The 12,819-nt window shown below is 32.7% G+C and carries 16 protein-coding genes; 15 read left to right on the plus strand and 1 reads right to left on the minus strand.

Annotated features, from left to right (window positions below):
* Window positions 1-32 precede the first annotated feature (32 nt).
* The 15 genes from ABYI63_RS05925 (at window position 33) to ABYI63_RS05995 (ending at window position 10,898) form a co-directional block, all read left to right on the plus strand.
* A complete protein-coding gene (locus ABYI63_RS05925; protein ID WP_372754528.1) occupies window positions 33-128 on the plus strand; it encodes a DUF2256 domain-containing protein in 96 nt (31 codons plus the stop codon).
* Window positions 98-1,411: a DASH family cryptochrome gene (locus tag ABYI63_RS05930; RefSeq protein WP_372754448.1), complete on the plus strand. Its 1,314-nt coding sequence runs from the start codon at window positions 98-100 to the stop codon at window positions 1,409-1,411. Before ABYI63_RS05925 ends, ABYI63_RS05930 begins: the two co-directional genes overlap by 31 nt.
* Entirely contained in the window at window positions 1,408-2,940 is a 1,533-nt protein-coding gene (locus tag ABYI63_RS05935) for a cryptochrome/photolyase family protein (protein ID WP_372754450.1), read from the plus strand. Before ABYI63_RS05930 ends, ABYI63_RS05935 begins: the two co-directional genes overlap by 4 nt.
* Entirely contained in the window at window positions 2,930-4,411 is a 1,482-nt protein-coding gene (locus tag ABYI63_RS05940; protein WP_372754452.1) for a deoxyribodipyrimidine photo-lyase/cryptochrome family protein, read from the plus strand. The genes ABYI63_RS05935 and ABYI63_RS05940 overlap by 11 nt, the downstream gene beginning before the upstream one ends.
* A 96-nt stretch (window positions 4,412-4,507) precedes the next feature.
* The gene (locus ABYI63_RS05945; protein WP_372754454.1) at window positions 4,508-4,936 is read left to right on the plus strand and encodes a hypothetical protein; all 429 of its coding nucleotides are present in this window, start codon (window positions 4,508-4,510) and stop codon (window positions 4,934-4,936) included.
* Window positions 4,933-5,208: a TIGR03643 family protein gene (locus tag ABYI63_RS05950; RefSeq protein ID WP_372754456.1), complete on the plus strand. Its 276-nt coding sequence runs from the start codon at window positions 4,933-4,935 to the stop codon at window positions 5,206-5,208. The genes ABYI63_RS05945 and ABYI63_RS05950 overlap by 4 nt, the downstream gene beginning before the upstream one ends.
* 54 nt (window positions 5,209-5,262) lie before the next feature.
* Window positions 5,263-5,958, plus strand: coding sequence for a GTP cyclohydrolase I FolE (gene folE / locus ABYI63_RS05955; RefSeq protein WP_372754458.1), 696 nt, complete (start codon window positions 5,263-5,265; stop codon window positions 5,956-5,958).
* A 3-nt stretch (window positions 5,959-5,961) separates the two neighbouring features.
* Window positions 5,962-6,192 carry a hypothetical protein gene (locus tag ABYI63_RS05960; protein WP_372754460.1) on the plus strand — a complete coding sequence of 77 codons (231 nt, stop codon included), beginning with the start codon at window positions 5,962-5,964 and terminating at the stop codon, window positions 6,190-6,192.
* Window positions 6,193-6,197: 5 nt separating this feature from the next.
* Window positions 6,198-6,881 carry an SDR family NAD(P)-dependent oxidoreductase gene (locus ABYI63_RS05965; protein ID WP_372754462.1) on the plus strand — a complete coding sequence of 228 codons (684 nt, stop codon included), beginning with the start codon at window positions 6,198-6,200 and terminating at the stop codon, window positions 6,879-6,881.
* Between the two features lie 32 nt (window positions 6,882-6,913).
* Entirely contained in the window at window positions 6,914-7,426 is a 513-nt protein-coding gene (locus tag ABYI63_RS05970; protein WP_372754530.1) for a glutathione peroxidase, read from the plus strand.
* Between the two features lie 5 nt (window positions 7,427-7,431).
* Window positions 7,432-7,608 (plus strand): Lacal_2735 family protein, encoded by a 177-nt coding sequence (locus ABYI63_RS05975; protein WP_372754464.1) that lies wholly within the window; start codon window positions 7,432-7,434, stop codon window positions 7,606-7,608.
* Window positions 7,605-8,066 (plus strand): TspO/MBR family protein, encoded by a 462-nt coding sequence (locus ABYI63_RS05980; protein ID WP_372754466.1) that lies wholly within the window; start codon window positions 7,605-7,607, stop codon window positions 8,064-8,066. Before ABYI63_RS05975 ends, ABYI63_RS05980 begins: the two co-directional genes overlap by 4 nt.
* 1 nt (window position 8,067) lies before the next feature.
* Window positions 8,068-8,526 carry a cell division inhibitor gene (locus tag ABYI63_RS05985; RefSeq protein ID WP_372754468.1) on the plus strand — a complete coding sequence of 153 codons (459 nt, stop codon included), beginning with the start codon at window positions 8,068-8,070 and terminating at the stop codon, window positions 8,524-8,526.
* Between the two features lie 49 nt (window positions 8,527-8,575).
* Window positions 8,576-9,880: a deoxyribodipyrimidine photo-lyase gene (locus tag ABYI63_RS05990; RefSeq protein ID WP_372754470.1), complete on the plus strand. Its 1,305-nt coding sequence runs from the start codon at window positions 8,576-8,578 to the stop codon at window positions 9,878-9,880.
* 73 nt (window positions 9,881-9,953) lie between these two features.
* Window positions 9,954-10,898: a TIGR01212 family radical SAM protein gene (locus ABYI63_RS05995; protein WP_372754472.1), complete on the plus strand. Its 945-nt coding sequence runs from the start codon at window positions 9,954-9,956 to the stop codon at window positions 10,896-10,898.
* A 140-nt stretch (window positions 10,899-11,038) separates the two neighbouring features.
* Here the strand turns inward: ABYI63_RS05995 and pckA are convergent, their stop codons facing one another.
* Entirely contained in the window at window positions 11,039-12,670 is a 1,632-nt protein-coding gene (pckA, locus tag ABYI63_RS06000) for a phosphoenolpyruvate carboxykinase (ATP) (protein ID WP_372754474.1), read from the minus strand.
* Between the last annotated feature and the right edge of the window lie 149 nt (window positions 12,671-12,819).

The following is a 12,819-nucleotide window of genomic DNA, read 5'->3' on the forward strand; positions in this document are numbered from 1 at the left end:
ACCTGCCTCAAAAAATATGTGCTGTCTGTAAATTGCCTTTTTCATGGCGAAAAAAATGGGAACAAAATTGGAATAATGTAAAGTATTGCAGTAAAAAATGCAGCAAAAACAAAACAATAGGGCATTAATTTGGTTTCGAAATAATCTTCGGGTTCATGACAATACATCCATTTTTGAGGCTTTAAAAAATCATAACAGTGTTTTGGCATTGTATTGTTTTGATCCAAGGCATTTCCGGGTTACGCAATTCGGCTTCAAAAAAACAGAAAAATTTAGAGCTAGGTTTCTAATTCAAACGATAACCGATTTAAAGCAGCAATTATCTAAGTTAAACATTCCGCTACTTATTTATCAAAATACACCCGAAAATTGTATTCCTAATATTGTTTCAAATTATAATATAGATGCCGTTTATACTCAAAAAGAATGGACAAAAGAGGAAGTTTTGGTAACCGATAATCTTAAAAAAAATCTTTTAAATTCCATTTCATTTATTGAAAACTACGACCAGTTTTTGTTTCATCCAGAGGATATTGAACTTGCAAAAAACGAAATTCCAGATGTGTTTACAGATTTTAGAAAACACCTTGAAAAGAATTCAAAAGTTAGGACGGTTATCAGTAATATTAACAAGGGTACCTCAAACGTCATAACCGAAAACACATTAATTCCAACTTTAAAAGATTTAGGATTTCATGATTATGAAACACATTCCAACACGGCTTTTCCATTTCAAGGAGGGGAAAGTAATGCTTTGCAACGCCTGCATTATTATTTTTTTGAAACCAAAAAGTTGGGGGTTTATAAACAAACACGTAATGGATTAATTGGAAAAGATTTTAGTTCAAAATTTTCTCCATGGCTGGCAAATGGTAGTTTATCTGTACGCACTATTTATTGGGAGGTAAAACGATTTGAGCAAGAATATTTTAAAAATGAATCGACTTATTGGCTTGTTTTTGAACTGATATGGAGAGATTATTTTAAATATATCTCCTTAAAACACCAAAACAATATTTTTAAAATTGGTGGTATTTTGAAAAAAACATATGATTGGAATGATGACGAGAAACTTATAAAGAACTGGATAGCTGGAACTACTACTGAACCTTTTGTAAATGCTAATATGATTGAATTAAGAAAAACGGGATGGATGAGCAACAGAGGTCGCCAAAATGTGGCCTCATTTTTTGCTAAAGCGCTTGAGCTTGATTGGCGTATTGGGGCAGCTTATTTTGAATCGATGTTGCTAGATTACGACGTACATAGTAATTACGGAAACTGGATGTATGTTTCGGGTGTTGGTAATGATCCTAGGGATAGAAAATTCAATATAAAATTACAAGCAGAACGTTATGATGCTGCTTCCAAATATCAAAACGTGTGGTTACAAAACAAATTATTTGAATGAAAACCTTACGACTTATACTTGGCGATCAATTAAATATTAAGCACTCATGGTTTAAGCAAACTAATGATAATGTGGTGTACTGTATGTTCGAAATGCGTCAAGAAACCGATTATGTCGTGCACCATATTCAAAAAGTAATTGGGTTTTTTGCGGCTATGCGAGTTTTTTCAAAAGAATTAGAAATTAATGGACATCGGGTTATTTATTTCAAAATTAATGACAAAGAAAATAAGCAAAACCTTAATGATAATTTAAATCAAATTATAAAAAATAATCAAATAGAGCGATTTGAATATCAACTACCCGATGAGTATCGATTGGATGAGCAATTAAGTCGTTTTTGTAAATCAATTTCAATTAGTAACCAAGTTTACGATAGTGAACATTTTTATACCAAAAGGCATGATCTAGAAACGTTTTTTAAAGGAAAGAAAATTTATCTCATGGAAAATTTTTACCGAGATATGCGTAAAAAACATGATGTATTAATGATTGCTAACCAACCTGAAGGAGGTAAATGGAATTACGATAAAAGCAACCGAAATGCATGGAAAGAGGATGTGAGTATTCCGGCATTTAAATTTTTTAATAATGACGTCTCAGAAGTTGTAATAGACATTAAACAAGCAGTTATTAAAACGGTAGGAGTGTTCAATACAAATACCTTTTTGTATCCTATTACACGGCAACAGGCCCTAGAACAACTCAAATTTTTCTGTGAAAACTTATTAATTCATTTTGGAGATTACCAAGATGCTATGCATACTGATGAAGTATATCTGTTTCATTCCAGATTGTCTTTTGCCGTAAATATAAAATTAATTTCACCTAAAGACGTGGTTAAAACGGTTATAAATTATTACCGTATACACGAGAAAAATATTCATATTTCGCAAGTTGAAGGTTTCATTCGCCAAATTATTGGTTGGAGAGAATATATGCGAGGTATGTATTGGGCGTTTATGCCAAACTATAATAAAATAAATGTTTTAGAAAATTTTAATAAGCTACCTAATTTTTTTTGGACGGGTAAAACTAAAATGAATTGCCTAAAACAGACCATTACTAATAGTTTAGAGAATGGCTATGCGCATCACATACAACGATTAATGGTTGCTGGTAACTATGCTTTGTTAACTCAAACCCACCCAAATGAAGTGGATGCTTGGTATTTAGGTATTTATGTTGATGCTATAGAATGGGTGCAACTGCCTAATACCCGAGGGATGAGCCAATATGCAGATGGTGGAAAAATTGCAACAAAACCTTACGTGTCTTCTGCTGCATACATTCATAAAATGGGGAACTACTGTAATGAATGTTATTATAATAAAAATAAGAAAACAGAAAAAGATGCCTGCCCTTTTAATAGTTTGTACTGGAATTTTTTAGACGAAAAACGACAATATTTAGAAGGTAATTTTAGAATGCGTATGATGTATAGCGTATTAGATAAAATGAAAAGCACCGATTTACAGAATATAAAAACAAGAGCTCAACATATTATACAGCATCAAGATGAATACTGATAAGCCTTTATTACACATTGTTTGGTTAAAAAGAGATTTGCGATTAGAAGATAACGAAGCTATACATAATGCATTAGCCTCTGGAGAGCAGGTGCTTTTATTATATGTTTTTGAAAGCATTTTACTAAATGATCCGCATTATAGTAAGCGTCATTGGGATTTCATCAAACAATCGCTGGTAGATTTGAATATGCAGCTTGCCGCTTATAATTCAAAAGTTTTGATTATCAATTCAGATATCATTCCAGCAATTAATCAGTTGCTTTCTTCTTACCGGATTAGGTGTATTTTTTCGCATCAGGAAACAGGTGTTTTAACAACTTATAACAGAGATAAAAATTTTCAGCGATTTTGCAGAAATAATTTTATCACTTGGAAAGAAAATATAAACAATGGTGTACAGCGAGGGTTGAGCAACCGAGAAACTTGGATTGAAAATTGTAATGCTTTTTTTGAAAATGAGCCTCTTAAATTTGAACCTAATGAAAATCAGTTACTTAATTTAAAGTCTATCGTGGAATTAGAAACATGGTTTACAGTTCCAAGCTTGGAAACTAATTTAAAATCCCCATTTCAAAAAGGAGGAAGAACGACGGGCTTAAAATACCTAGATTCTTTTTTTGAAAAGCGCTACTTAAATTATATAAGCCACCTTTCTAAACCAGAGTTATCACGAACAAGTTGTAGCCGTTTATCACCGTATTTAGCTTGGGGGAACTTATCAATAAGAGAAGTGTATCATAAAGCATATCATTTAAAAGAAACATCGAAAAACAAGAAATCCTTGGAAGCTTTTATGTCTAGACTGCGATGGCAAAGTCATTTTGTTCAAAAGTTTGAAATGGAACACACTATGGAATCTGCAAGTATTAATAAAGGATTTCATAAATTAAAAAAAAGTATTTCTGAAGAATACCAAAATGCATGGAAAAATGGACAAACGGGCTTTCCATTAGTTGATGCTTGTATGCGCTGTTTAAATGAAACAGGGTATCTTAATTTTAGAATGCGGGCATTAGTGGTCTCGTTTTTTACTCATAACCTTTGGCAACCATGGCAAGAGGCTACAACCTATTTGTCTCAAATGTTTTTAGATTTTGAACCAGGTATTCATTTTCCGCAATTACAAATGCAAGCAGGTGAAACGGGCGTTAATATCCTTCGTATTTATAATCCCATTAAAAACAGTTATGAGTATGATCCTGATGGTGTCTTTATAAAAAAATGGGTTCCTGAATTAGATAAATTGGAAAATCAATTTGTACATGAACCTTATTTAATGACCGAAATGGAACAAATTTTCTATGGTTTTAAATTTGGGGTCGATTATCCTAAACCTATTGTGAATCTTGAAGATACACGCAAAAAAGCAAGTGATGTACTGTGGAATTTAAAAGATAATAGTATGGTAAAAAAGGAATCTAAACGGATTTTAGGGAAACATACCTTGCCAAAAAGTAATCTTCATTAAGGTATAACGACTAACAAAAAAATTTTGAGTTGTTAATATTTGTTTAATTTTTAAATAAAATAGTTAAACAAAAATATTTTTTAGTATCTTTCACCTATGGTTTTGAATAGCACCTATAAAAATAAAAAGCAAGAGGAGCTAATTAATGATTTAGTTGGTAAACCTTTTGGCTTGTTACGAGCACTAAAAATGGGAGGGATAGGTTCCAAACGGTTGATTATTGATACTGTAAGTGCCAAAATGGAACATTACATTAATACAGTTTCAGATATTACTTATGCTAACATTGAGCTACGACCAATCGGTATTTTAATTAGAATTAATAAAGGTTTGAAAAATTTCACTTGGGTTATTCCGTATTATCAATTAGTCATTTATAAAACAAACGGTTGCAGCATTCATGCACAAGGCCAGTTTGTTCATTTTAAGAATAATATAAATTTTAAAGAAAATAAAGCCTTTTTCACTAAGATGTTGGATGAGAAAGTTAAATACGATTCTCAACATAATTTTTATCCGTCATGATTAGTCATACAGAAACAGACATAGATCGTATTATAGAAATGGCGTGGGAAGACCGCACACCTTTTGAAGCCATTACGTTTCAATTCGGCATAAAGGAGCAAGAAATTATTGAATTAATGCGACGTGAAATGAAACTGAGTAGTTTCAAAATGTGGAGAAAACGCGTTCAAGGACGTAAAACAAAACATGAAAAATTAAGATCCTTTGAAAAAGGTCGTTTCAAATGTTCAAGGCAAAAACAGATAACACACAACTCAATATCAAAACGATAACGTTGCTTTGCTTTATGAGATGAGTACATAAAGACAGCACAAAAAAAAGACACTATGAATACAGAAACTTTAGTACACAAAAAAAATGGTCATAAGCTTAATGGCTTTTCTCATCAGGATATTGGAGACGATCATTTATACACAGGTTTAGAAACACCTATGAAGAAGGATGCATTTAAGTTATCCGATTCTGAAAAGAAACAAAGAATAGCCTTATTGTTTGAAGAAATTATGGATGTAATGGGTTTAGATTTAACCGATGACTCCTTAAAAGGTACCCCAGAACGTGTTGCAAAAATGTATATTGATGAAATTTTTTCGGGATTAAACCCTAAAAACAAACCTAAAATTGCATTGTTTGATAATAAGTATCAGTATAACCAAATGTTGGTAGAAAAGAATATTTCTTTTTACTCTAATTGCGAACATCATTTTGTGCCAATTTATGGTAAGGCTCACGTGGCTTATATTTCATCGGGTAAAGTAATTGGCCTATCTAAACTAAACAGACTAGTACAGTATTATTCTAAACGTCCGCAAGTTCAAGAGCGTTTAACAAATCAGATTGCTGAAGATTTAAAGCAAATTTTAGGAACCGAAGATGTTGCTGTTATTATTGATGCAAAACATTTATGTGTTTCGTCTCGGGGCATTAAAGATGAATCGTCTGCAACGGTTACGTCATATTATGGGGGACAATTTAATACCCCATCAAAAATAGTAGAATTACAAAATTATTTAAAAGATTAAATTATGGATATTATAACCGAAGCATTGGAATTTGAACAAACAAAATTCAAATCACTTTCAACAAGCGATAGAATAGAAATTTCCAGAAAAGCAAAGTCATTAATCCTGGCTTTAAATGAAATTTATAAACGCAAAAAAGATGAGCAAATTATGGATATTATGAAACGATTAACAGCCATAAAACGAAAAGTAGAAAAACGATTACAAGGTAAAAGTTTAATCGCAAATGTTTAATTAAAATGAAAACCATCGTAGTCATAGGGGGTAGTAAAGGTATTGGCAAAGCTATTGTTGAAAAATTAATAGAAACACATAAAATAATCAACCTTAGCAGGTCGGCACCAGATATATCACATCCTAATTTAACACATTTTAATTGTGATATTCTAAAGGATGACCTTCCCGAAATTAATAGTGTAGATGGTTTAATTTATTGCCCAGGGAGCATTAATTTAAAACCGTTTTCAAGACTCAGTTTGGATGAATTCCGCGAAGATTTTGAGATTAATGTGCTTGGTGCAGTTAAAGCAATACAAAAGTATTTAGATGCGCTTAAAAAAGCGAGTAAGCCCTCTATTGTGTTGTTTAGTACCGTTGCGGCAAAATTAGGGATGCCTTATCATGCCAGTATTGCAACAGCAAAATCTGGAGTTGAAGGTTTGGTAAAATCTTTAGGAGCAGAGTTGGCTCCAACTATTAGGATTAATGCCATTGCACCAACGGTTACAAACACAGAGTTGGCTTCAAAATTACTGCGAAATGATAAGATGATTGAAGCAATTACGGAGCGTCATCCTCTTAAAAAATTCCTAAATCCAGAAGAAGTTGCAGAAATGAGCGTATTTTTAATGTCAGAAAAAGCTGCATCAATCTCAGGTCAAATTTTTCAGATGGACTGCGGTATTGTATCCTTTAAAATTTAGAATAAATGAAACTAATAGTTATATCTTTTTGTATGTTTTCAATATTTAGTTCTTCACCTAAAACCAGTCCTTCGGAATCTATTTATTCCATAAAAATAAATAGCTTAACCGGTGAACCTATAGATCTTTCAGATTATAAAAATAAGTACATTTTATTTGTTAATGTGGCTTCAAAATGTGGTTTTACCAAGCAGTATGAAGAGCTTCAAAAACTATATGATTTACATAAAGATAAGCTCATGGTTGTTGGTGTGCCTTGTAATCAGTTTGGTGCACAAGAACCAGGAACCTTCAAAGAAATAGAAACGTTCTGCAAGCAAAATTACGGTGTTACTTTTTTAATGACCGAAAAAATTGATGTTAAAGGCGCTAACCAACATCCACTATACCAATGGTTAACGAAGCAGTCCAAAAATGGTAATACCAACTCCACTGTGAAATGGAATTTTCAAAAATATTTGGTTGGAAAAAATGGTGAGTTAATAGACTACTATTATTCAATTACAAATCCTTTAAACAGTAAAATAACTAATAATTTAAAATAAGAGCTATGTTTAATTTTTTTAAAAAGAAAAAATCAGAAATTGAAATATTAGAAGCCCGTTTTAAGAAGTTAATGCAAGAATGGCATGAATTGTCTTCTGTAAATAGAAGACTTAGCGATGAGAAATTTGCGATGGCACAGGCGTTATTACCAAAAATTGACCAATTAAAAAACCGTAGATGAAACTAGCTAAGCTAATAGGGGTATTTTTAGTTATCAATTTTGGTGCTTTAGTTATAGGGACGTTATTAATGAATAATGGTCCGCAAACCGATTGGTATATGCAATTAAATAAAGCGCCTTGGACACCGCCAGGGTGGGTTTTCGGGGCAGCTTGGAGCACTATAATGCTATGTTTTTCGGTTTATATGGCCTATTTGTATTCGGCATTACCAAATACGAAAGTAATCATGCTTTTTATAGTGCAGTTTATTTTAAATGTGAGTTGGAATTTTATCTTTTTCAATCAGCATTTAGTAACTTTTGGCTTAGTAGTTATTTTAGGACTTACGAGTATAGTTACCATTCTAATGTACAATTATGCGAAACAATTAAAATTTAAAACGCTGTTGATATTGCCTTATTTCCTATGGCTTTGCATTGCATGCTCCTTAAATCTTTATATTTTACTTTATAATTAAAATGATTTATACTTTACATAAAAAACAAAACTTGCCTATATCAATTAATCAGGCTTGGGATTTTTTATCAGATCCTAGAAACCTTAAAACAATTACGCCAGATTATATGGGATTTCATATTTTGTCGGGAGCCGATAAACCGATGTTTGCGGGTCAAATTATACAATATATTGTAACGCCTGTTTTAGGTATTAAAACCAAATGGGTTACTGAAATTACACATGTAATTGATAAGCATTATTTTGTAGATGAGCAACGATTTGGACCATATGCGCTTTGGTATCATAAGCATTTTATAAAGGAAATTGAAGGCGGCGTAGAAATGGAAGATATTATCGATTATAAATTACCTTTTGGCTTCTTAGGCTCGCTAATACATCCTATTTTAGTAAAGCCAAAGTTGGAAGAAATATTTAATTACAGAACCCAAAAGTTAGAAGCGTTATTTGGTAAATACTAAATAAATCGATTGGTTTAATAGTGGTCTCATTTCAAGACCTTTTGATATTATGAAGCAAACAGTAAACATATTTTGGTTTAGACGCGATTTAAGGTTAGATGACAATAAAGGGCTTTATGAGGCTTTGAATAGTGAATATCCTGTATTGCCCATTTTTATTTTTGATACAGAAATTTTAGAAAAACTTCCTAAGAATGATGCACGCGTTAATTTCATTTACCAGAATTTACAGAACATTAGAAAAACTCTAGAAGAAGGCTGTGAAAGTAGTTTGGCTATGTATTATGGCAAACCGCTAGAAGTTTATAAGAAGCTTGTAAAGGATTATGTTATTAATTCGGTTTACACAAACCATGATTATGAGCCGTATGCTAATGCACGAGATCTAGAAATTCAATCGTTTCTTAATGACCAAGATATAGAATTTAAAACTTTTAAAGATCAGGTTATTTTTGAAAAAGATGAAGTTGTTAAGAGTGATGGCACGCCGTATGTGGTGTACACACCGTATATGAAGTCTTGGAAAGCTAAATTTAATACAGAAAAACTCGAGATTTATAATACAGAAAGTCTTTTTGAAAGTTTTATTAAGGACACACAGTTACCTAATTTAGATCTAGAAACTATTGGTTTTGAAAAGTCCACTCAAAAAATTGAAGCATTTGATGTATCTTCAGAATTAATTCAGAATTACGAAGCTACACGAAATTTTCCGGCAAAAGATGCTACCTCAAAGTTAGGCCCGCATTTGCGATTTGGTACAGTAAGTATCCGCAAAATGATTCAAAGGGCTATAGCCGAAAAAAACGAGATATTTTGGCAAGAACTCATTTGGCGTGAGTTTTTTATGCAGATTCTATGGCATTTTCCACATACCGTTACTAATAGTTTTAAACCCAAATATGATAGAATTGTTTGGAGAAATAATCAGGCAGAATTCAAACTTTGGTGTGAAGGGAATACAGGTTATCCTTTAGTAGATGCAGGCATGCGGCAACTAAATGAAACAGGCTTCATGCACAACCGTGTTCGTATGCTTGTTGGGAGTTTTTTATGTAAACACCTACTTATAGATTGGCGTTGGGGCGAAGCTTATTTTGCCGAAAAACTACATGATTATGAATTGTCGAGCAATGTAGGTAACTGGCAATGGGTAGCCGGAAGTGGGGTAGATGCGGCTCCGTATTTTAGGATATTTAACCCTACCACACAAATTGAAAAGTTCGATAAAAATCTGGATTATATTAAATATTGGGTTCCTGATTTTCAAGAATTAACCTATCCTACACCTATAGTCGATCATAAATTTGCAAGAGAACGTTGTTTGCAAGTTTACAAAGAAGCTTTGAATTAAACAGGCTGTAAAAACAGAAAAATCGAATAAGCTTTGTCTCGTTTTTTAGTAATTTTGCATTCAACTTTTTTATATGCTAATTACAGGGAAACGTTATTTAGATTATTCTTCATTTATTAAATCCACTTTCGGAAATCGAGTTCAAAAAATAACATTGGATATTGGTTTTTCGTGTCCTAACAGAGACGGTTCTAAAGGCTTTGGCGGTTGTACTTACTGTAATAATGACACCTTTAACCCTGATTATTGTGTACCTACCAAAAGTATCAAACAACAATTAGAAGAAGGTATTCTGCGGTTTTCTAAAAAGTATAAAACTCAAAAATACTTTGCGTATTTTCAGGCATATACCAATACATATTCAGATTTAGATTCTCTAAAAAAAATGTATGAAGAAGCCTTAAGTGTGGAAAACGTCATCGGACTCGTAATAGGCACCCGACCCGATTGTATTTCTGAAGAGATTATAGATTATTTGTCCTTTTTATCTAAGCAATACTATATTTCTTTAGAATTTGGTGTTGAGAGTACGCTTAATAAAACATTGATTGATGTAAATAGATGCCACAGCTTCGAAGATACAATTGCAGCCTATAAATTGTGTGAAAACAAAGGTTTTCATTTAGGAGCGCATTTAATAATAGGTTTACCAAATGAATCAAAAGAAGAATTGCTTAATCACGCTATCGAAATTTCAAAACTGCCCATTACCACATTAAAACTTCATCATTTACAGATTGTGAAAAAATCGATAATGGCACATCAATTTAAAACTTCACCTGAACAATTCAATTTATTTACGGCTGAAAATTACATCGAATTCATTTCAGAATTTATTGGTCTGCTGCGTCCCGATATTATTATTGAACGTTTTGTTAGTGAAGCACCGCAAGATCTCTTAATTGCTCCGAAATGGAACGGACTTAAAAATTTTGAAATTGTAGATAAAATAGATAAGCTTCTTACTCAAAAAAACACGTGGCAAGGTAAGTTTTATTTGAAAGCTTCAAATTATTAATTGAGACACTAATGGGTTTTTAATCAATTTGTTAATATTAAATATAGGCTAATTGTTACTGTTGTTATTATAATTCGTTGCCTAGTATGGATAAAAAAAAAGGAACCCCTAAGGATTCCTTTGAAGAAAATTTATTGCTATTAAATATGTTCTTCTAAATGGTGATGTTCATCTATCAATGGGCCTCCTTCCATAATTTGTTGAGAAGCTTCATTGGCATATTTTTCAAAATTCAAATGAAAGGAATGTGCGAGTTGAATGGCTTTTCCTATGTATAAACCTTTTTGCAACCAAGTGTTCATAGGGTCTAATATTTCTGTGGGGACTCCTGGGCAATATTTAGGCATAAAAAGTCCAAATATGGGGTTTTGCTCAAAATCTACACCATCTAATCCGCCTTTAAGAATGGAGGTAATCATGGTTCTTGTATATTTTAATTTTATTCTAGAGCCTACACCATAGGGTCCAGCACTCCAGCCCGTATTTATTAACCAAACGTTTACGCCTGCATCTTGCATTTTTTTACTTAACATTTCGCCGTATACGGTAGGGTGTAAGGGCATAAATGGCTCTCCAAAACATGCAGAAAATGAAGGTACGGGTTCTGTAATACCAGCTTCTGTTCCAGCAACTTTTGCGGTATAACCAGATATAAAATGATAAGCAGCTTGTCCGGGAGTTAATTTAGAAACCGGAGGTAAAACGCCAAATGCATCGCAGGTTAGGAAAAATATGTTTTTAGGATTTTTTGCATAAAGAGTTTCTTGGATGTTATCGATATGGTGGATAGGATAGCTAACACGTGTATTTTGGGTAATACTACCATCTAAATAATTTACTTCGCCATTTGGCTTAAATACAACATTCTCTAATAAAGCTCCAGGCCTAACAGCTCTAAAAATGTCTGGTTCTTTTTCTTCGCTTAGGTCAATTACTTTGGCGTAGCAACCGCCTTCAAAATTAAATATGGTATTGTCTGCAGTCCAACCATGTTCATCGTCTCCAATTAGTTTTCTATCAGGATCTGCAGATAGTGTTGTTTTTCCTGTTCCAGATAAACCGAAAAAGATAGCTGTGTCACCTACTTCACCAACATTAGCAGAACAGTGCATTGGTAACACGTTTTTTTCTATTGGTAAAATTAAATTTAAAGCAGAAAACACACCTTTTTTAATTTCTCCCGTGTATGCCGAACCTCCAATAATTACGACTTTTTTAGTGAAGTTAATGATAGAGAAATTCCCTTGTCGAATGCCATTCGCTTCAGGGTCTGGACACACATAACCAGGCGCACAAAGTACCAGCCATTCTTCTTTAAAATTCTCAAGTTCCTTTTCGCTAGGTCTTAAAAACATATTGTAAACAAAAAGACTAGACCATGGTAGTTCGGTTATAGTTCTAATATTGGTTCGGTATTCTGGTGCAGCACATACGTAGCCATCTCTTGCATAAATTTCTTTTCCTGAAAGATATTTTTTCAATTCCTTTTCAAGCTTGTCGAAGTTTTCTGGAGAAATAGGTTTGTTTACTTTTCCCCACCATATCTTATCTTTAGTATAATCATCTTTTACGATAAAACGATCTTGTGGAGAACGCCCAGTGAATTTACCTGTATTAATAGCTAAGGTGCCGTTTAAAGTCTCCCTGCCCATATTATTTTTTATGGTGATTTGCTGTAAAGCTTTAGGAGTTAAATTCCAGTAAACTTTTACATTCTCTAATCCGTAGCGTTCTAACCCTGTGTTGGCGGTAAGTATTGCAGAATCTTTCATTTTATTAAATTTTAAAGCACATATCACTCTTACAGAATTAGATTAAGTGATATTGTATATATTTATCTTTTATTGTTAACAAAATTAGTTTTAAACAATATCAAGGAACCAGTTTAGATTAAGTGCGGCAACTTCATTACAGTTTTAAA

This window comes from Mariniflexile sp., assembly GCF_041583155.1.
Lineage (GTDB): Bacteria > Bacteroidota > Bacteroidia > Flavobacteriales > Flavobacteriaceae > Mariniflexile.

Coding starts and splice junctions, on each gene's coding strand:
- ABYI63_RS05990 (WP_372754470.1), top strand. CDS start 8,576: ATGAAGCAAACAGTAAACATATTTTGGTTTAGACGCGATTTAAGGTTA.
- pckA (WP_372754474.1), bottom strand. CDS start 12,670: ATGAAAGATTCTGCAATACTTACCGCCAACACAGGGTTAGAACGCTAC.
- ABYI63_RS05940 (WP_372754452.1), top strand. CDS start 2,930: ATGAATACTGATAAGCCTTTATTACACATTGTTTGGTTAAAAAGAGAT.
- ABYI63_RS05975 (WP_372754464.1), top strand. CDS start 7,432: ATGTTTAATTTTTTTAAAAAGAAAAAATCAGAAATTGAAATATTAGAA.
- folE (WP_372754458.1), top strand. CDS start 5,263: ATGAATACAGAAACTTTAGTACACAAAAAAAATGGTCATAAGCTTAAT.
- ABYI63_RS05935 (WP_372754450.1), top strand. CDS start 1,408: ATGAAAACCTTACGACTTATACTTGGCGATCAATTAAATATTAAGCAC.
- ABYI63_RS05995 (WP_372754472.1), top strand. CDS start 9,954: ATGCTAATTACAGGGAAACGTTATTTAGATTATTCTTCATTTATTAAA.
- ABYI63_RS05980 (WP_372754466.1), top strand. CDS start 7,605: ATGAAACTAGCTAAGCTAATAGGGGTATTTTTAGTTATCAATTTTGGT.
- ABYI63_RS05965 (WP_372754462.1), top strand. CDS start 6,198: ATGAAAACCATCGTAGTCATAGGGGGTAGTAAAGGTATTGGCAAAGCT.
- ABYI63_RS05930 (WP_372754448.1), top strand. CDS start 98: ATGCAGCAAAAACAAAACAATAGGGCATTAATTTGGTTTCGAAATAAT.
- ABYI63_RS05950 (WP_372754456.1), top strand. CDS start 4,933: ATGATTAGTCATACAGAAACAGACATAGATCGTATTATAGAAATGGCG.
- ABYI63_RS05985 (WP_372754468.1), top strand. CDS start 8,068: ATGATTTATACTTTACATAAAAAACAAAACTTGCCTATATCAATTAAT.
- ABYI63_RS05960 (WP_372754460.1), top strand. CDS start 5,962: ATGGATATTATAACCGAAGCATTGGAATTTGAACAAACAAAATTCAAA.
- ABYI63_RS05970 (WP_372754530.1), top strand. CDS start 6,914: ATGTTTTCAATATTTAGTTCTTCACCTAAAACCAGTCCTTCGGAATCT.
- ABYI63_RS05945 (WP_372754454.1), top strand. CDS start 4,508: ATGGTTTTGAATAGCACCTATAAAAATAAAAAGCAAGAGGAGCTAATT.